The organism is Halorussus amylolyticus, from assembly GCF_004143485.2.
Taxonomy (GTDB): Archaea; Halobacteriota; Halobacteria; order Halobacteriales; family Haladaptataceae; genus Halorussus; species Halorussus amylolyticus.
Genome location: NZ_RXOB02000032.1, coordinates 1 through 18,459, shown reverse-complemented (window position 1 = coordinate 18,459; position 18,459 = coordinate 1). Strand labels below are relative to the sequence as shown.

Sequence of the window (18,459 nt, the reverse complement as noted above, 5' to 3'; positions counted from 1 at the left end):
ACGGTCAGAAACGAGGGCTCGAAGCGCGAGGATGAACCGGGGAACCCACAGTAGTTTGGCGGTTTACTGCCCCGGAAACAGCAGGAGGCGTCCGACCACGAATACGAAATACAATCCCAGTAGGTAGCCACCCTCGGTCCGTGTGAGTTCTCCGTTTTTTACGTACAACGTCCACCCGAGTAACCCAGCACCAGTCACGAGCTTGAACGGGAGGTCCCAGAGGACGACGGCCGGTGGGATGTAGTAGGTGGAGATGGCACCCCCGAGACCGATGCCGACGAGGGGGTTGACGATGTTGCTCCCGATGAGAGTTCCGAGAGCGACGTTGGGCGATCGCCGGCGGATAGCGTCCATCACGGCCGTTAACTCCGGTAGTGCGGCAGCCACGCCGATTGTAACGATGCCGACCATGGACCCACCGAGAGAAAGCATGTCAACGACCACCTCGATGCTCGAAAGCATGAGCGACGCAGAGAGCAGGACCAGAGTGAGCAGACCCACCGCGACGATGGCATCCCGGCGAGGGTCGGTACTTGGCGGCTCTCGAAGCGCCTGAGTCCGTTCCCGACGGGTGACACTGACCCCGACGTACACGAGGTAGAGGGCCAACAGCAGCAGCCCGTCCAGCCGACTGATATTTCCATCCCAAGCGAGGACCATCGTCACGACAAACACGCCCAGCATAGGCAGGTAGCTCTCGCGGACGAACGTCTCGGTGAGGTCGAGGCTGCCGTACCCGATGAGGAGGACGCCGACGAGGAGAAGTTGTTGGACGGTCGAAGAGCCGGTGTTGCCGCCGATGACGACGGCGGAAGTGGCCTGATAGTCCAAGACGCCAGAGAGGATTCCCAGTGACGCGATGAGGTGGGAGCTGAGTTCCGGCAAGCTCGTTCCCAGGGCGAGAATGGTCATCCCAACGAGTACCTCGTCGACATCGTAGTACTCGGCGAGCGCCAGCAACCGGTCGATAGCACGACTCGCCGCAGTCACGAGGGTGTACAGTGCCACCGCCCCAATAGAGACCAGGGTCAAAAACTCGCCCGAAACCGGCATGTCAGCGCTCGGCCAGCCAGGTATCGGCCCAGAGTCGTTCGTGGTCGGGGTCGAACTGCTCTGCGGTCCAGACCGGACAGTTCTCGCACTCCCAAATCCTGCAGACTGATCCGGCCCGGGTCACGACGCCGACGGAGGCCCAGGCGTGGCGCTCGCAGGTTTCATCCTCGGACATACGTGGGCTAACGGTCGGTCCACACCAAGAAAAACGTATCTGCCTTCCTTCACGATTCGCTGGGCCTTCCTGCTCGTATCGGACGTATTTCGCCGCTCTCGCGGACCAGTACAAACCCGGAGAGTCCCTTTCGAATAGATCGAGGCGTTCGCCGGACAGGTCCGGGAGCAGCGCCTGTTCGAATTCACGGACCTTTCCGACGCCGAACGCGAAGTCGTCGAGGGAGCGATTGACGGGGCGTACTTCGAGGATAACGACGCCTCCGGGTCGGTGATCGACCGTTTCCGAGGCTACGAAGGGGTCGAGGTTGAGAATTCGTATGCATTTGGCTCCTCAAATACGAGGGTGTCGAGTACCTCGTCTACGCCGAATGGTGACTGTAACGTGCGTGATTCTCGGTGAGAGCCAGATTGTATGAAATCACACACATATCTGAATCGCCACCCCCCTCCCGAGACTTCATTTTGGGTCGCGCGGTAACAGTCCGCTATTAGTATGGCCGACACGACCGCCGGCATCGGATACGACTTCGGCGCGGTTTCCGTGTGGGTACACGGGTACGGGGCCGTGGACAGCCCGACAAAGCTCTCTCGCGGCGTGTACGGTGCCGAAGTCGCGGGTTCCTCGACTCCTCAATCTCCACGACGAGCTCGGCGTTCCCGCGACGTTTTTTAGGCCCGGCCACACCGTCGATAGCTTCACGGAGGTCACGGCGGCGATATGGGACCGCGGCCACGACGTCCAGCACCACGGCTGGAGTCACACGAACCCGCGCGAGTTCGAGAGCAAGGCGGCGGAGAAGACCGACATCGAGCGCGCCATCGGCTCGATACGCGACGTGACCGGCCGACGACGTCGCGCGCGAGTTCGCACGATAGCCCGTTCTCGACGAATTCGGTTTCGTCGCTCACACACGAGACGAGGTTCCGGCGTCGCTCACCGTCTCGCAATGTCCGCCATCGCCCCGGCCAAGATTCGCGTCGCGTTGGCGCAGTCCTCCCAGTCGGTCCACTCCAACGGATTGTGCGAGATGCCGTCCTTCGAGGGCGCGAACAGGAGCGCCGTGTCCGTGACTCCCGCCAGGTTCGCGGTGTCGTGCAGCGCCGCCGAGTGCATCCGCATCGCGTCGAAGTCGGCCCGCTCGGCGGCGTCCGCCGCGGCATCGACACAGCGGTCTGCCATCTCGCTCGGTTCGGTGAGCCGGTACTGCTCGAAGTCGGTCTCGACCGGCCGCTCGCGCCGGAGGCGGGCGGCGCTGGCTCGCGCCCGCTCGACGATGGCGTCCATCGCGTCGCGGTCGACGTCTCGAATGTCCATCGTCATGGCAACCTCACCGGGCACGACGTTTGATGCGTTCGGGGTAACCGCGACCTTCCCCACGGTGCCGACGGCGCTCTCGCTCGTCGTGGTAACGACCTCCTTAGCGGCCCGCTCGGTGTCGACGACGAAGTGGCTCGCCGCCACCAGCGCGTCTCGGCGCTCGTACATCGGTGTCGCACCCGCGTGGTTCGCCTCGCCCGTCACCGTCACCCGGCAGTTAGTGATGCCGGAGATGGCGTCAACGACTCCGATGGGGGCGCCGGCCGACTCGAGTTTCGTCCCTTGTTCGATGTGCAACTCAAACCACGCCTCCCAGCTCGAAGGGTCGATGTCGTCGTCGCCCCGAAAGCCGACTTCGCGGAGTGCCTCGCCGAGGCTGACGCCGTCATCGTCCTTGAGCGCGTAGGCTTCGTCAAGCGGTCGGTGGCCGGCGGCGACCGACGACCCGAGCAGTCCTGTGTCGAACCGCGCACCCTCCTCTTCGGTCCAAGAGACGACGACCAGCGGGCGTGTCGGCTCGACGTCGCTCTCCCGAATCACTCTCACCGCCTCCAGCGCGGCGTACGCGCCCAGCGGACCGTCGAAGATTCCACCGCGAGGGACCGAGTCGAGGTGGCTTCCGGCCGCGACCGGGTCGGCGTCCGGGTCGGCACTGGACGGCACCCACCGACCCGCGACGTTCCCGACAGCGTCGACTGACACTTCCATGCCCGCGTCCTCCAATCGCGTCACAAAGTATTCGCGCGCCTCCCGGTCGGCCTCCGAACCGGTGAGAACCGTCCGTCCTCGACCTTCCTCCGCGTCGATGGCTCCGAACCCCGCGTTAGTTTCGATGTCGTCCTGCAGGCGGTCTGCATTCACGTCCATGGCGTTCTCGGTGATGGGCGATGCGGTGTTAAACTCTCCCACCGAGTAAGCTCTGAGTGTGTGGATTTCTTGTCTCGGGGCCGTCACTGCGGATACGGTATCGGACACCCGTCGACGGACTCGTCCAGTATTACAGAGATAGGTACTTCATGGACAAGTGTTGTCTCCCGATTCGCACGTACCGGCTCTCAATTCACCGGTCTACAGCGTCGAACGCATCACTCGCTTCATCTGCCGTCTCCTCTGCCGAGATGTGCGAGTAGGCGTCCATCGTTGTCTTCGGGTCCGCATGAAGCAGGTGCTTCTGTGCCTGTTCCCACCCTTTCTCGCGTACGAGTGTATCGCCAGCACCCCGTCGCCCACCGTGTAGTTCCAGGTACTCGCCGTTTTCTGTATCGAGGTCCGGCACGTCCGCGGCCGCCGAGAGGCGCTTCATGAGACTCCGCGCCCCGGCGGTCGTCAACGCGGGCGGGGCGATGTCGTACTCGTAGCACACCTCCAGCGCCGTCTTCCCGTCGCGTATCGCCTCGATGTCGCTCTCCTCGTAGCCCTCGGCGGAGAGGCCGTCCACGACGACCGCCGCGAGCGAGGGTGCGTGGAACGTTGGGAACACCGGCCACTCCTCACTCGGCGGGTCGAACACCGCGTGCCAGCGGTCGAGCGCCCGCAAAGCTTGCGCGGGGACGCCCGTGTCGCGGTACGCCTGTGAGCCTTTTTCGAGAATGTTCATCGTCCCAGTATCGAGATCTGCGTCCTTCCAGCGAACGCCGTTACGGCGGTCGTCGTTGCGATCGCGGAGGACCTCACCGCCGCGAACCCCGGAGTACGCAATCGTGGCGACGAACGCGCGGTCGCGGACCTCCGCGAGCGCGTCCGACCCCCGTTCGTCTACGGCGTCGTGCGCTCGTTTGTTCACAAATTCGATGATTGCTTTGCGCTGTTTGGGTGTCCAGAGTTGTTGGTGATGTTCGTCGCGCTGGTCGTCGTCGGGGAGCGCGCCGGTCGCGCGACTCTTCGCCGCCGGGTTGTCCGTGAGGTATTCGCGCTTCTGGCAGAACGTGAGGTACGCGCGCACGTAGTCGAAGTACTTCCGGGCGGTCGAGGCGGCGATTCCGTCGGGACCGTTCGTGCGGCGTTTGAGGTGGCGTGCGTAGGCTTCGAGGTCGTCCACGTCGAGTGTAGCGAAGGTGTACGTCGAGCGTTCGTCGTGGGTCCAGGAAAGCCACTCGCCGACGACTCGCTCGGCGTTCCGTCTGTAGTTCCCCGAGTCGTTTCCTTTCGACTTGTCGGTGAGGTAGTCGTCGAGCGCACCGTCGAGGGGTTGGGTGTTCTTACTGGGCATCGTGTTCTCCGAGCGCCGAATCCGGGGGTTTGGCCGCCGAGAAGCGGGTTCTCGCTGGATTGGCGGTTTCGTGCTTGTCCGAGGGCTTGGAGGTACTAATATTTACTTGTGATTCCTCGCCTAATCACGAGTGACGCTGTTTCAGGCTATATCATCACGGAGAGAGTCTGAAACGCTTGATACCCCTGAATTATGATGGCTCGCAGTTCAATAAATTGTATAACGATATATGGAATCCCCGAGCGTTGTGTCCCAAAACCTCAGTGAAGGCCATCGAGTTCGCTATCGGGCGAGTCGGCGCTCGAGGGGTGCCGAAAACCGCGGTCGCGTCTACCAAAACGGGAACGCGACCGCACTGAACGGGTAGACGAGCACGACTGCTCCGGTACCGACGGTTTCTACAAGCACTTCCTTTCGGAGCGAGTGAGAGTCGGCGAATGGGCGCGAACACGGCTCCGTCAGTACTCCACGTCGACCACAGCGCCCGACTCGGCCGACTCGTAGGCCGCCTCCACGACCGCGGCTTCGCGAGCCCCGTCCTCCATCGTCGAGAGCGGGTGTTCGTCGTCTCGAATCGCATCGACGAAGTTCCGTAGCGACCCTCGGTTGAAATCGCCGCCGAACGCGACCGACCGGATTCCGGGGTCGTCGCCGGTGTCGCGGGTGTGTTTTATCGCCTGTTCGGTCGAGTCCATCGAGACGACGCCCTCGGTTCCGAGCAGTTCGAGCGTGGCGTCGCCCCACGTGTCCCACTCGTCGGGACGGCTCCACGACCCGTCAAGCGTGAACGGCGTGCCGTCTGAGAGGGTCATCGAGAGTACGTTCACGTCGTCGACCGGAATGTCGTGGAATCGGGTTCCCGACTCCGCGTAGACCGTCTCGACCTCCTCGTCGGTTATCCACCGGACGAGATTGAGGATGTGGACGGTGTGGTCCATTATCGCGCCGCCTCCGGCGAGGTCGGGGTCAACAAACCAGCCGCCGGGCATCTTCCCGCGATTGGTGCCGGTGACGAATCGCAGGTCGCCGACAGCGCCCTCGTCGAACCGCGTCTTGGCCTCGCGGGCGAGCGGACTGAACCGGAGCGGCATCACGAGGCCCGCGTTGATACCGGCGTCCTCGCACGTGTCAGCTATCGAGCGCGCTTGGTCGTAGGTCGGTGCGAGCGGCTTCTCACAGAGTACGTCCACGCCAGCGTCTGCCGCCTCGGCGACCCACCGCTCGTGGGTGGCGTTCGGCGAGCAGACAACGACGCCGTGGGCGTCGTTGAGGAGTTCGTCGGTCGGTCGGCATTCGGTTCCGTACGCGGCGGCCAACTCGGTCGCAGCGTCTGCATCGTCGTCAGCGATACCGACGAACTCCACGTCGTCGAACGCCGACAGGAGTTCGGCGTACGCTTCGGTGTGGACGTGCGCGGTCGAGAGGATTCCAACGCGAACGGGGTCGGTCATGCCTTCACCTCCGAGACCGCGACCGGTTTGCCGCGCTCGGCGGATTCGAGCGCCGCGAGCGAGACCCGCGCGGCGTCTATCGCGTCTCCGACCGAGACGAGCGGTTCGTCGTCGCCCTCACAACACGCGAGGAAGTGTTCGAGTTCCGCCTGCATCGGCGTCTCATCCATCGGATTTGCGACTTCGGCGTCGTCGCCCGCGTACAGTTCGAACGGGCGCATCGCTCCGCCGTCGAATTCGAGGAGTCCCTCGTCGCCCGCGACCTCGATGGAGAACTGGAACGTCCGCGACTCGGGTTGGGCCCACGACCCCTCGACGTGCGCGACCGTCCCGTCCTCGAACCGGAGGATTGCGACCGCGTGGTCCATAAGGTCGCCGTCGTCGGTCCACGTCTCGGTCGTGGCGTGGACTCGCTCCACGTCGCCGACTGTCCATCGCAGGAAGTCAAAGTCGTGGATGACGAGGTCGAGCAACACGCCACCGCTCTTGTCCATGTCACCGAACCAGTTTTGCCACCCCCAATCCGGGAACGGCCCCACACGGGAGGCGCGGACGACACCGGGGGTACCGACCTCGCCGTCGTCGACGAGGTCCTTGATTCGGCGGTAGGGCGCGGAGAACCGGACCGCGTGGCCCACCATGAACGTTACGTCGTTCTCCTCGGCGACCGCCTGAATCGCCTGCGCGTCCGCCAGCGTGGACGCGATGGGCTTCTCGCACAGCACGTCGTAGCCACGGTCCGCGGCCAGTTCGACCAGTTCACGATGGGTGTGAGTCGGGGTCGCGACGTCCACCACGTCGGGGTCCACGGCGTCGAGCAACGACTCGGCGTCATCGAACGTCTCGGCGTCGGGGGCGTGTTCGGCCGCGAACTCATCTTTGTCATCGTCGAGCGACGCGATGGCGACGAGTTCGGCGTCGTCTATCGCCGCGTAACTCGCCGCGTGGCTCCCGGCGATGAAACCGCTCCCGAAGAGTGCTACCTGTTGCATAAGCGTATGCCACGAATCAGCATAGGTTAAAAATTGTGAAACTCGCGGCATGAAAACGCCGAATCCGGGGTGTTAGAACGGAAATAGACGCTCTACGCGCTCGTCGGTCAACGGCGGCTCAGTCATCATGGACGCCGCCGCCGAGTTGCCCTCGGTTGTGAACCTGCAGGCGTTTACCGACGCCGGGGCGAACCTCCTCGCGTTCAGCGGCGGGAAAGCGATTCGAGGTCCCCAGATCACCGGCATCCTCGCCGGTCGGGCCGACCTCGTGGAGTCGGTCGCCCCCGAAGTCATCGTCACAATCGACCCCGAGCCCGATGTATCTCACCGACGAAGAGGCCGAGTACGTCCGTGTGAGGATTCGGAGTTACGGTTAGATAAATACCGTGAGCGACTGCAGCGAGAGCGGACTACATTCAGAGATATTCACATCCCCATTCATCTAAAAGACTAGCCACCTCGTCCGGGTGGTTCATCGCAACGAGATACGCGGCCTCGCGCACGTCCGTCAGATACGTACCGTAGCCGGTTTCCGTTTCGACCTCGTGTTGAAACTCGGTTTCGCGGTCCTGAACGAAACCGCGAAGGTAGAACTGTACCATTTCTCGGTCACTTTTCACGCTACTCCGCCGGACCGCCCACGGCAATTCCACACTCTCGTCATCAACCCCGCTCTCGGTTTCAACCCGGTTCTCCGTCCCAACCCCGTCGTCCGCTACCGCCGGTTCTCCCGGCGCACTCTGTTCCCCGTCGCTCAGTGATTCAGTTCTATCTCGTCCCCCCTGCGCCGTCGCATCTGTGTCGGCGTCGTCGGAAGACTCCTCAGTAACCGAATCGTCGTCCGCAAACGGGTCGCCTCCAGTACCTTCCTTCATAGGTCACCACGCTCCTCAAGGTACGTCGCGAGGTCGTCGAGTTTGTCAAGGGTCTCCCGCTCGTGCTCGCGCTCTCGGTCGCGGTGCTTCTCGACGTATTCGAACGCGCTGCACTGCTGGGCCCAACAGCCTTCGAAGAGACTCGACCGCTTTCGGAGCGTCACGGGGTTCGAATACGGCATGGCGGACACTTCGTCGAGTACGGCTTGCTGGTCGTTCGTCCCTTCGAAACGATTTACCACAGTGGCAAGCACTCCCACGTCGATGTCGAGGTTCGATTCGATACCGGAAACGACGGATTCGAGACCGGTGATTGACTCGCCACCTTTGCCGCTCGGCTCGACCGGGATAACGAGGCTACGCGTTGCGTCGATAGCATTGTATAGATGCGGACCGCTCGTCGCAGGTGGGTCGACGATGAGGACGTCGTACTTCTCGGGAACGTCGTTCGCGGCGAGGACGTGTCGTAGCCGTCCGTACTTCGAGAAGGATTCACCGGTTTGTTCGGCGATAGAAGCGGCTTTCTCCAGGAGGTCGCCGAGTCGTTCGAGCATGTTGTGACTCGGGACGATATCGATTCCCTCCCTCGTGTGAATCAGATCGCCGAAGTCGTCCCCACGGTCAATCAGGTGATGCACGAGTGTATCGATACTCTCGTCGCTTCGATGGTCGTCGACTCCGAGGAGATACGAAAAACAGCCGTCCTGTGGGTCGAGGTCGATGACTAGAACGCGGTGACCGTGGTCGCTGTGAGCGCGCGCGAGGTTCGCCGAGAGCGTGGTCTTCCCAACCCCGCCCGCCTCGCTGTACGTCGTGTACGTTAACATACGAGGCTAATCAGAGAGGGTACATATAAAACCTCGTCAGACAAACCAATTATGTAGAGAAACTATAGAGCATAGTTAGAGTGCATAGATAGCCACACCAACTAGATGGTCTAGTTAGGCCACATAGTTATACTAGAAAGTTAGGCCGCATAAGCACACTAGAAAGACAGCCATCATAAGTATACTAAAAAGGTAGCTCGTATAAGAAGAGAGACTGGAAAGTCCTCCTACTCAAGCTGCATCGACAATCGAGCTAACACGACAGTTCAGGGGAGACATCTAGTTACGTAGTCGGATACTTCCCAGCAATCTCTCTCCGTCTCGGGAAATTTCAGTGACTAAACGACAGCAGTGTCCGTAGAAATATCACCAGAGTCGAACAACAATTCAGGAGGTCACACAACTATATCAATAATATATTAGTTCCTTGTAGACGGGGAACGGCCCTAAATCTCACAAAGCGTATATACGTTGGAATGTTCTGGTTTTCAGTATGCGAGTTGGTATCGCGGGAGCGGGCTTCATGTCTCGGACGCACGCCGAGGAGTACGCGGATATGGATGTCGATGTCGTCGCCGTCTCCACACCGAGTGGACCCGAACCGTTCATCGACGAACTCGGCTTGGCCGCGGAGGCCTACACGGATGTAGAGGAGATGTGCGAACAATCAGACATCGACTATCTCGATATTTGTACGCCGACGCACACGCACGCTGATATCGTTCGGACCGCGGCCGAAGCGGACGTGGACATCTTCTTAGAGAAACCGATAGCCGGAACTCTAGCGGAAGCCCGCGAAATCTCCGAAACTGTCCGCGAAGCTGAATTGACGTGCATGGTCGGCCACGTCGTCAGATACATGCCGAACTATCGGAAAGCGAAGAATCTCGAAATCGGATCGCCGGGCGTCGCTCGGGCCCGGCGACTCTCGCAATTTCCGGACTGGGGGTCTAACAACTGGTTCGCCCAGCGCGAAAAGAGCGGCGGCATCTTCGTCGATTTAGCGATTCACGACCTCGATTACCTTCGGTGGTGCTGGGGCGACGTAGAGCGAGTATTCGCTCGTCATCACTGTGAGGAGGGTAGCGAACACGCTTCGGCCACCCTCCGATTCGAGAATGGGGCCGTGGGCATGGTCGAATCGTCGTGGAGCATGCCGGAATCGAGGCCGTTTACCAACGAGCTCGAACTCGCTGGCGACGACGGTCTGGTGGAGTTCGCGAGCGAGGACCAATCGCCCTATGGTGAGTGGACCGACGGGGAAAGCGCCGTGAAGAATCCGGTCGGAAAGAACGGCTATCGACGCGAACTCGAGCATTTCGTTTCCTGTCTCGAATCAGGTATCGAGGCGGACGTGACCGTCGAAGACGCCACCGAATCGCTTCGCCTCGCGCTCGCGGCAGAACAGTCGGCCCAGTCCGGGAAGCCGGTGAGTCCGGAGGAGGTAGTCCCGTGACTGCCTCGACAGGTACGAGTCGAAGCGGGTGACAGACGGCCCAGTAGGACGGGACAGATTACGTCGAGACGCCCCATAATTTTCGAACCGATGGGAATCGAATCCCCCGGAATCCTCCAAAGAGCGAGTTTGCGAGATATCTATCAGGCGGCAAAACGGGGGGTGTGTCAGCGGTATTTATATTATAGACGGTAGCTGAATACCGAGCACATGCCAGCAAACGATTCGTTAGGAATCGGGTTCGTCGGTGCCGGATTCATCACCGACACGTTTCACTCCGAGACGCTGCGCGGGATTCGCCACGCTCACGCGGCCGGTGTGATGAATCCCACCCGGAGCAAGGCCGAGGCCGTTGCCGAGAAGCTCAAAGGGTACGAGTGCGGTGACGCGACGATTCACGAGTCGGTCGAAAGTCTCACCAGAGACCCGGCCGTGGACGCGCTCTGGATTACCAGCCCGAACTTCACACGCCTCGAAACGGTCGAAGAAATCGTCAGTGCGGTCGAGAACGGTGCAGACCTCGACGGAATCGCCATCGAGAAACCCCTCGCGCGCAATCTCGCGGAGGCCGAGCGAGTCGTCGAGTTGATCGAGTCGATTGACGTCGCCCACGCGTATCTCGAAAATCAGGTGTACATGCCGGGCGTCGAGAAGGTCAAATCGCTGCTGTGGGACAGTGCCGAGGCGACGGGTCGCCCGTATCTCGCACGCTCGGCCGAGGAGCATGCGGGGCCGCACTCGGCGTGGTTCTGGCAGGGAGAAAAGCAGGGCGGGGGCGTCCTGAGTGACATGATGTGTCACTCTCACAAAGTCAACAAACACTTGCTCGAATCGACGACGGGCGAGGACCTGACGCCGCTCGCGGTCACCTGCGACCTCTCGACGCTGAAGTGGACGCGCGAGGAGTACGCCGACCGGCTCGCAGCGGATTTCGGCGTCGATTTCCAGTCGGAACCGACCGAGGATTACGCCCGCGCGACGGTGTTCTACGAAACCGACGACGGCGACGTTGTCATCGCAGAATCCACGAACTCGTGGTGTTTCGTCGGGTCCGGCCTTCGGATAACCATCGAACTTCTCGGCCCGGAGTACTCGGGGACCATCAACACGCTCGAATCCGGCGTCGGCGTCTTCTTGTCGTCCGATGTCGAAGACGACGCGGGCTACGTCGTCGAGAAACAACAGGCGGGCCAGGGAGAGATGGCCGTCATCCCCGACGAGGTGACGACGTACGGATATTTGGACCAGAACCGTCACGTCGTTTCGTCGTTCCGCGCGGGTGAGAACGCGCGCGAGGACCTCCACGACGGACTGGAGGTGGTCGAACTCTGTATGGCCTCGTACCTCGCCGCCGAGCGCGGCGAACGCGTCGAGTTCGGAGACGTGGATTTATCGGGGTATATCCCCGCACCTGCTCGAGGTGAGTTCGACCCGGCTCCGACTGGACTGACAAACAACTAATTCGAACAGCTCCGCCGAGGTAGTTCGACACCCGTCGGGAGAGTGTTTTCACGAGTATGGTGAATGGGAGCAAGTATTACTCGCCGACGGTATCGGAGAACAGATATCAAACAAGCGGTAATACTGTTGAATGGGCATAGAACTATATACTCGAATTACAGTTAATGATGGTATAATGTCCCATAGGACAGACACGAACGGCGATTGCGGGGATGCGAGGAGCGACACATCATCGATCGGTCGCCGGACGTTCCTTCGGTCGGGAGCGGCGGCAGCTGGCGGATTGTCGCTCGCCGGTTGTATGAGCGGCGGTGGTGGCGACGACGACGGATACGAGATGACGATTATTTCGAGCCCGGCGGGCTTCGACGACCAGGCGTTCAACGACAACGCACTCGAAGGGCTCGAAGATGCGGCCGACGAGTGGGACATCGAAATCAATCAGGTTGAGGAGACGAATCAAGGGAATTACGCCGAACGGCAAGCCGACGCCGCCGAAGCGGGACCCGACCTGATAGTGCTGGTCGCCGACCAGCACACGGACCCGCTCGAAGAGAACGCGCCCGAGTACTCCGACGTTAACTGGATGCTCATCAACAACGTCGTCGATGAACCCAACGTCTCAGGATGGATCGAGATGAACCACGAGATGTCGTTCCTCGCCGGTGTGGGTGCCGGGACGCTGACGCAAGAAGAAATCGAACACGAGGGAAGTTCGACGAACCCCGACGAGAACATCGTCGGTTTCGTCGGCGGTGAGGAGATTCCCCTCATCGAGGCGTTCGAGGTGTCGTACATACAGGGCGTCGAGTGGGTGGACGACAGCATCGAAGTGCTCACCGGCTACGGCGGCAGTTTCAGCGACCCGTCGGGCGTGAACGACCAAGCGGTTTCGCAGATCGACAGTGGGGCCGACATCGTCTGGCACGCGGCAGCGGCCGCGGGCGAAGGGGCGTTCCAAGCCGCGGACGACAACGACCGATTCGCAATCGGTGTCGACAGCGACCAGTCGGTCGCGTTCGACAGTTATCAGGACGTTATCCTCGGTTCCGCTATCAAAGCTCTCAACGAGGCGACGTACGAGGTTGCGGGGGCCGTCGTCAACGACGAGTGGGACAGCGTGCAGGGAGAACAGAACCTCTCGACGGAGCAAGGGGGAATCGACTGGGTGACCGGCCAGGCGTTCGACGGCGACATGCCCGACTCGCTCGACCAGAACATCCAAGACGCCAAGGACGCCATCAGCAACGGCGAAATCGACTTCGAGTGCGGTCCGACCGGCTGCTAGCGAAAACGCAGCTTTTCGGTCGATATTTATGCTCGTATTCAAAGGAGCGTATTATGATTAAAAAGAGCGCACCATGACTGCAAACAACACACCACCGGCCGTGAGGCTAGAGGGAATCACGAAGCAGTTCGGCGACGTCGTCGCGAACGATAGCGTCGACTTCACGCTGGACGCGGGTTCGATTCACGCGCTTATCGGCGAAAACGGGTCCGGAAAAACCACGCTGATGAGCATCCTCTACGGTCTTTACGACCAAAGCGAGGGAACGATACACGTTAATGGCGAAGAGCGGTCGTTCGACACACCCCGTGACGCGATGAACGCGGGCGTCGGCATGATTCACCAGCACTTCCAGCTCGTGATGCCGATGACCGTCCTGCAAAACATCATCCTCGGGCACGAACCGGTGGAGAACGGTCTCGTCGACGAAGCGCGTGCGAGAGAAGACATCGAAGCCATCAGCACCCGCTACGGGTTCGACGTTGGCGAACATCTCGATACCCCGGTCAGTGAACTCGACCTCGGAACGCGCCAGCGCGTCGAAATCGTCAAAAGTCTCTACCGCGGGGCCGAAATTCTGATTCTCGACGAACCGACTGCGGTCCTCACGCCACAGGAGGTCGAGGGCTTAATCGAGCTTATGGAAGACCTCAGGGCTGACGGCCGCTCGCTCATCTTCATCTCGCACAAACTCGACGAAGCGTTGGCGGTCGCCGACGACATCACCGTTCTCCGCGACGGGAACGCGGTCGGAACGGTATCGGCTTCCGAGACGTCCGAGGAGGAGCTCGCGCGAATGATGGTCGGTCGCAACGTCCTGTTCGATAGCGACGCCCGCGAGACGACGATTGGCGAACCGGTCCTCGAAGCCGAGGGCCTCCGAGTCATCGGAGACCGCGGCTTGGAAAAGGTTTCGGAGGTCAGTCTCTCGGTCAGGGAGGGCGAAATTCTCGGCATCGCGGGGGTTCAGGGGAACGGCCAGACCGAACTCGTTGAGGCGCTCACGGGTCTCCGAACCCTCGGCTCGGGTGTCGTCCGGTTCGACGGTGACGACATCTCAGCGATGTCGAGGCGCGACCGAATCGAGGCGGGTATCGCCTACGTTCCCGAAGACCGTCACGTCGAGGGATTGGTGATGGAGTACGACCTAGTCGGAAACGGACTGCTCGGAAACCAGACGATAGAACCGTTCGCGAACGGCGGCTTCCTCGATTGGGAGGCGGTTCGCGAACACACCGAGGAGATTATCGAGGAGTTCGACGTGCAACCGCCGAACCCCGACACCGAAGCCGAGTCCCTGTCGGGAGGGAACCAACAGAAGTTCATCGTCGGCCGGGAAATCGGCCACGACCCGGACGTGTTGGTGGCCTCCCACCCGACTCGCGGCGTGGATATCGGGTCGATAGAGTTCATTCACGACCGACTGACCGAACTCCGCGACGAGGGACTCGCGCTCGTCGTCGTCTCCTCGAAGTTGGAGGAAATCCAGAAGCTCTCGGACCGAATCGCGGTCATGTACGAAGGCGAGTTCATCGACACGGTGGACCCGAGCGACGTGACCGAGGAAGAACTCGGCCTCCTGATGGCCGGACAGCGCCTCTCCGGCGAGGATGAGGTGTCCGGGGACGGGATGACTGAGGGCGAGATGTCCGAGGGTGGGGTGTCTGAAGGCAGGATGTCAGGAGACGAGTCAAGTAGCGGAGTCGAGACATGAGTGCGACCGACGAATCCGGCGCTCGGTCGCTTCTGGACCGCGTGAGCGATCGACTGCTCGACGCCACGGTATTGGAGCGGTTCGGAATCGCGCTCGCGTCGATACTCACGGCGATTCTCCTCGGGCTGCTCATGGTCGCCGCCGCGGGCTACAATCCGATAATCTTCCTGAACAACCTAATCGTGGGAGCGGTCGGGAGCGAGCGAGTGCTGGCGCGGACGCTGCGAATATCGACATTCTTCATCGTGACCGGCGTCGCGGTCGCGGTCGCGTTCAGAGCGGGCGTGTTCAACATCGGCGTCCAGGGCCAGTTCGTCGTCGGCGGACTGGCCTGCGCCATGTCCATCCTCTGGGCGGCCCCGTACCTGCCGAGCGGGAGTCTCGGCGGGGTCGGACTGATGCTCATCGGGACCGTCGCCGCCGCGGTCAGCGGCGGATTGTACGGCGCGTTCCCCGGCGTGTTGAAGGCGTACGCCGACGCGAACGAGATAATCACGACGATAATGCTGAATTTCATCGCAATCGGCGTCGTCAGTTGGCTGATTACGAACCCGTTTCGGGAGGCGGGTTCGACAAACGTCCAGACCGAACCGCTCCCGGCCAACGTCGGACTGCCGCCGATTGTCTTCGGCGAGTCGGGTTTCTCGGTCGTCGGACTCGTCCTCACGCTCGCGCTCGTCGCAGTCGTCGCCGTCGTCATGACGCGAACCCGCTTCGGCTACGACATGATGACGAGCGGCTATCAAGCGTCGGCCGCGGTGTACTCCGGCGTGGACGCGAAGCGAAACGTCGTCGCGACGATGTCGTTCTCCGGTGCAGTCGCCGGACTCGCGAGCGCGCTGTTCGTTATTATGTATCAAGGACGGTTCCTCGAACCGGCCAGCATCCACACGTACGGATACGACGCAATCGCGGTGAGTCTGCTGGCGGCGAACAATCCACTCGCCGTCGTTCCGGCGGGCCTGTTGTTCGGCGGACTCAACTCCTCGACGTCGTACATTCAGATCTACAGCGACGTACCGGTACAACTCATCGACGGCATCGTCGGTATCGTCATCCTATTCGTAGCCGTCCCGGAACTGTTCCGTATGGCCGCGAATCGGGCCACCACCGGAGGTGAAGACGAATGAGTGTCGTCGAGTACGCCAGTCACAGGCGGGTCAGACTGGTCAGTCTCGCTGCGGTCACGGCGCTGGCCGTCGGCGTGGTGGCGACCGTCGCGTTCGACATCCCGCTCGACCGCATCTTCACGGCCGGATACGTGGCCCGGTCGATGGAGATGGCGGCCCCCATCTCACTCGCGGCCATCGGGGGCCTGTATGCCGAGAAGAGCGGTGTATTCAACATTGGTCTCGAAGGCTTCATGATATTCGGAGCGTTCTTCGCGGCGGTCGGGACGTACTTCGCGGGCGGTGGCGGGGCCGTCCACGCGTGGGCCGGAATCGTGTTCGCGACGGCTCTCACGACGGTGCTGGCGGTGTTGTTCGCCGTTCTGTTGATTCGGTACAAGGCCGACCAAATCGTCGCGGGTCTCGGCGTTTGGTTCATCGGTCTCGGACTCGCACCGTTTACCGCGTCCATCATCTGGGGGTCGAGAAACAGCCCCCGGATGCCCGGCGTCGGGCGACTGACCGTACCGGGCCTCAGCGAGATACCGTACCTCGGGCGAATCGTTTTCGACCAGTCGCCGCTCGTGTGGCTCACCGCTCTCGTCGCGGTCGGGTCGTGGGTGTTCCTCTACCGGACGAACTACGGCTACTGGATTCAGGCCGCGGGCGAGAATCCGGAGGCGCTCGATACGGCCGGTATCGACGTCAACCGCGTCCGCTACGCGACGGTAATATTCTCCGGTGCGATGGCGGGTCTCGGCGGTGCCGTGTTGCTCGCACACAGTTCGTCGTTCATCGGTACCGGCCAAACCATGGTTGACGGTCGCGGATGGCTCGGCATCGTCGCCTATCTGTTCGGGAACTACAATCCACTCGGTGCGGCAGCAGCGGCGCTTCTCTTCGGAGGGGTGGACATGTTGCAGGGACAGCTTCAAACCCTGAATATCGACCTCTCTGCGAAGTTGCTGGGACTGCTCCCGTACATCGTGGTCATCGTCGTTCTCACCGGTTGGGGGAAGACGCGGGTACCCGCTTCTGTCGGTGAGCCATACGAGACCGAAGAGTAATTTCGGTCTCTTTCAACCGCTTTCGCGACAGTTCCGCACGCGGGACGCGGCCGAAATCGACGATGACCTCCATCTCTGCTACCGTCGCGTATTGGATGGATTTAGAGCGTATTTCGGAGGTTCAGGAGAAAAACGAGACGTTCTTTCCGATCTCTGGAGGTGAAGGTCGTTAGGATTCGATAAGCAGGTCTGATTTTGAAACCTATTGTGCGCCGAGGTCGGACAAACGATTCGGTGTGAAAGGGACTAGCGAACAGACAACGCTTTCAGATGTGGTCTATCACTTCAGAGTATGCGCTGGTGGAAACGAGGCGTGGTCATCGCGGTCGTGATTCTCATCATCGCCGTCGGTAGCGTCGCTGTCTACTTCTCTGTACCCCATCACGGAACCCCGGCGTCGATTCAATCGGTCGAAGACGACCCACGAATATCGGTCACGTCCGACGACGGCGTGCGAATGCTTTCGCCAGCAGGCGAAAACTCGACCACGGGATTCGTGTTCTATCCGGGGGCGCGGGTCGCCCCGGACGCGTATGACAGCACGCTCGCACCGCTGGTAACACGGACTAACGTCACGGTGTTTATTCCGAAAATGCCACTCAATATTGCACTCCTCGATACTGACGCCGCCGAGAACACCCGCTCCCGTCATCCCGGCATCCGAACGTGGTTCGTCGGTGGCCATTCACTCGGCGGTGTTGCCGCCTGCCAGTACGCGGACTCGCACGATGTTCGGGGTCTCGTTCTGTTCGCGTCCTACTGTAACGTGGACGCGAGCGACGAGTCGCTGGCCGTCCTCAGCGTCTCCGGAAGCGCGGATACGGTCCTCGACCGCGATGCCTACGAGGAGGGGCGAAGTCGTCTACCGCCAAACGCGACCGTCCACGAGATTCAGGGCATGAACCACACGCAGTTCGGGTCGTATCGAGGCCAACGTGGTGATTCGGCAGCACCGCTCTCCTACGACGAAGCACACCAACGCCTGGATGGCGTTCTCGTGGGGTGGTTCGCGAACCACACCACGAGCGAGAAGCCTCCAACGACCGGTTCACTTCAAGTAGTCTGAGACCGGACATAAACCGGGTCGCTGGAGAACGGACGCCCCTCGTCGGGAGTTTAACCAACAATACGGAGAGTCGAGTCGGGGCGTTGGTTAATAACCTCTCGTAGCACACGTTTTGTTGCCGATGTCTCTCCACCCCACCTCGGTTTTTGTCGTCTCTCCCTCACCCCTCGTTTCCGTCGTATCTTTTGGCCCCCATGTTTCCGACGTTTCCTCCTACCCACCCTAGACTTCCGTCGTTTCCGTCGTCTCCACCGTCATCGTCGTCTCCATCGTTTCCGTCGTCTCCACCGTCATCGTCGTCTCCATCGTTTCCGTCGTACCCTTTGTTTCCGTCCCGTCATCTCCATCCCACCCCTTGTTTCCGTCGTAATCTTGGCCCCATGTTTCCGACGTTTC

General features: G+C 61.3%; 15 protein-coding genes and 2 pseudogenes. 9 read left to right on the top strand and 8 right to left on the bottom strand.

Going from position 1 to position 18,459, the window contains the following annotated elements:
- Positions 1-63 precede the first annotated feature (63 nt).
- A complete protein-coding gene (locus EKH81_RS17595) occupies positions 64-1,053 on the bottom strand; it encodes a sodium:calcium antiporter (RefSeq protein ID WP_132060866.1) in 990 nt (329 codons plus the stop codon).
- 1 nt (position 1,054) lies between these two features.
- Positions 1,055-1,228 (bottom strand): hypothetical protein, encoded by a 174-nt coding sequence (locus EKH81_RS17590; RefSeq protein ID WP_162224670.1) that lies wholly within the window; start codon positions 1,226-1,228, stop codon positions 1,055-1,057.
- Between the two features lie 604 nt (positions 1,229-1,832).
- Between EKH81_RS17590 and EKH81_RS19880 the strand changes: the two are divergent.
- Positions 1,833-2,027: pseudogene (locus EKH81_RS19880) on the top strand (polysaccharide deacetylase family protein); the annotation flags it as partial.
- A 137-nt stretch (positions 2,028-2,164) separates the two neighbouring features.
- On the opposite strand, the gene EKH81_RS17580 reads toward EKH81_RS19880, so the two are convergent.
- The 4 genes from EKH81_RS17580 to EKH81_RS17565 all read right to left on the bottom strand — a co-directional run bounded on the left by EKH81_RS17580 (position 2,165) and on the right by EKH81_RS17565 (position 7,200).
- Positions 2,165-3,415, bottom strand: coding sequence for a Zn-dependent hydrolase (locus EKH81_RS17580; RefSeq protein ID WP_132060868.1), 1,251 nt, complete (start codon positions 3,413-3,415; stop codon positions 2,165-2,167).
- Positions 3,416-3,608: 193 nt separating this feature from the next.
- Complete coding sequence (locus EKH81_RS17575; protein WP_132060870.1) at positions 3,609-4,757, bottom strand: tyrosine-type recombinase/integrase; 1,149 nt, start codon at positions 4,755-4,757, stop codon at positions 3,609-3,611.
- A gap of 458 nt (positions 4,758-5,215) precedes the next feature.
- Positions 5,216-6,208, bottom strand: coding sequence for a Gfo/Idh/MocA family protein (locus EKH81_RS17570; RefSeq protein WP_132060872.1), 993 nt, complete (start codon positions 6,206-6,208; stop codon positions 5,216-5,218).
- Positions 6,205-7,200 carry a Gfo/Idh/MocA family protein gene (locus EKH81_RS17565; protein WP_132060874.1) on the bottom strand — a complete coding sequence of 332 codons (996 nt, stop codon included), beginning with the start codon at positions 7,198-7,200 and terminating at the stop codon, positions 6,205-6,207. The genes EKH81_RS17570 and EKH81_RS17565 overlap by 4 nt, the downstream gene beginning before the upstream one ends.
- Before the next feature lie 112 nt (positions 7,201-7,312).
- Between EKH81_RS17565 and EKH81_RS19875 the strand changes: the two are divergent.
- Positions 7,313-7,483 (top strand): annotated as a pseudogene (locus EKH81_RS19875) (aminotransferase class V-fold PLP-dependent enzyme); the annotation flags it as partial.
- Between the two features lie 133 nt (positions 7,484-7,616).
- Here EKH81_RS19875 and EKH81_RS17555 read toward each other — a convergent pair.
- Both EKH81_RS17555 and EKH81_RS17550 read right to left on the bottom strand, forming a co-directional pair.
- Positions 7,617-8,075 carry a DUF7970 domain-containing protein gene (locus EKH81_RS17555; RefSeq protein ID WP_132060876.1) on the bottom strand — a complete coding sequence of 153 codons (459 nt, stop codon included), beginning with the start codon at positions 8,073-8,075 and terminating at the stop codon, positions 7,617-7,619.
- Positions 8,072-8,902 carry a ParA family protein gene (locus EKH81_RS17550; RefSeq protein WP_132060878.1) on the bottom strand — a complete coding sequence of 277 codons (831 nt, stop codon included), beginning with the start codon at positions 8,900-8,902 and terminating at the stop codon, positions 8,072-8,074. Before EKH81_RS17550 ends, EKH81_RS17555 begins: the two co-directional genes overlap by 4 nt.
- 493 nt (positions 8,903-9,395) lie before the next feature.
- On the opposite strand from EKH81_RS17550, the gene EKH81_RS17545 reads away from it, so the two are divergent.
- The 7 genes from EKH81_RS17545 (at position 9,396) to EKH81_RS17515 (ending at position 18,063) form a co-directional block, all read left to right on the top strand.
- On the top strand, positions 9,396-10,358 hold the full coding sequence (locus EKH81_RS17545; protein WP_132060880.1) for a Gfo/Idh/MocA family protein: 963 nt from the start codon (positions 9,396-9,398) through the stop codon (positions 10,356-10,358).
- A gap of 210 nt (positions 10,359-10,568) precedes the next feature.
- The gene (locus tag EKH81_RS17540) at positions 10,569-11,819 is read left to right on the top strand and encodes a Gfo/Idh/MocA family protein (protein ID WP_132060882.1); all 1,251 of its coding nucleotides are present in this window, start codon (positions 10,569-10,571) and stop codon (positions 11,817-11,819) included.
- Positions 11,820-11,994: 175 nt separating this feature from the next.
- Entirely contained in the window at positions 11,995-13,107 is a 1,113-nt protein-coding gene (locus EKH81_RS17535) for a BMP family lipoprotein (protein WP_132060884.1), read from the top strand.
- Positions 13,108-13,180: 73 nt separating this feature from the next.
- Positions 13,181-14,821, top strand: coding sequence for an ABC transporter ATP-binding protein (locus EKH81_RS17530; RefSeq protein ID WP_132060885.1), 1,641 nt, complete (start codon positions 13,181-13,183; stop codon positions 14,819-14,821).
- Positions 14,818-15,951: an ABC transporter permease gene (locus EKH81_RS17525; RefSeq protein ID WP_202935194.1), complete on the top strand. Its 1,134-nt coding sequence runs from the start codon at positions 14,818-14,820 to the stop codon at positions 15,949-15,951. Before EKH81_RS17530 ends, EKH81_RS17525 begins: the two co-directional genes overlap by 4 nt.
- Positions 15,948-16,997, top strand: coding sequence for an ABC transporter permease (locus EKH81_RS17520; RefSeq protein ID WP_132060886.1), 1,050 nt, complete (start codon positions 15,948-15,950; stop codon positions 16,995-16,997). Before EKH81_RS17525 ends, EKH81_RS17520 begins: the two co-directional genes overlap by 4 nt.
- A 292-nt stretch (positions 16,998-17,289) precedes the next feature.
- Positions 17,290-18,063: an alpha/beta hydrolase gene (locus tag EKH81_RS17515; RefSeq protein WP_132060887.1), complete on the top strand. Its 774-nt coding sequence runs from the start codon at positions 17,290-17,292 to the stop codon at positions 18,061-18,063.
- Positions 18,064-18,459 lie beyond the last annotated feature (396 nt).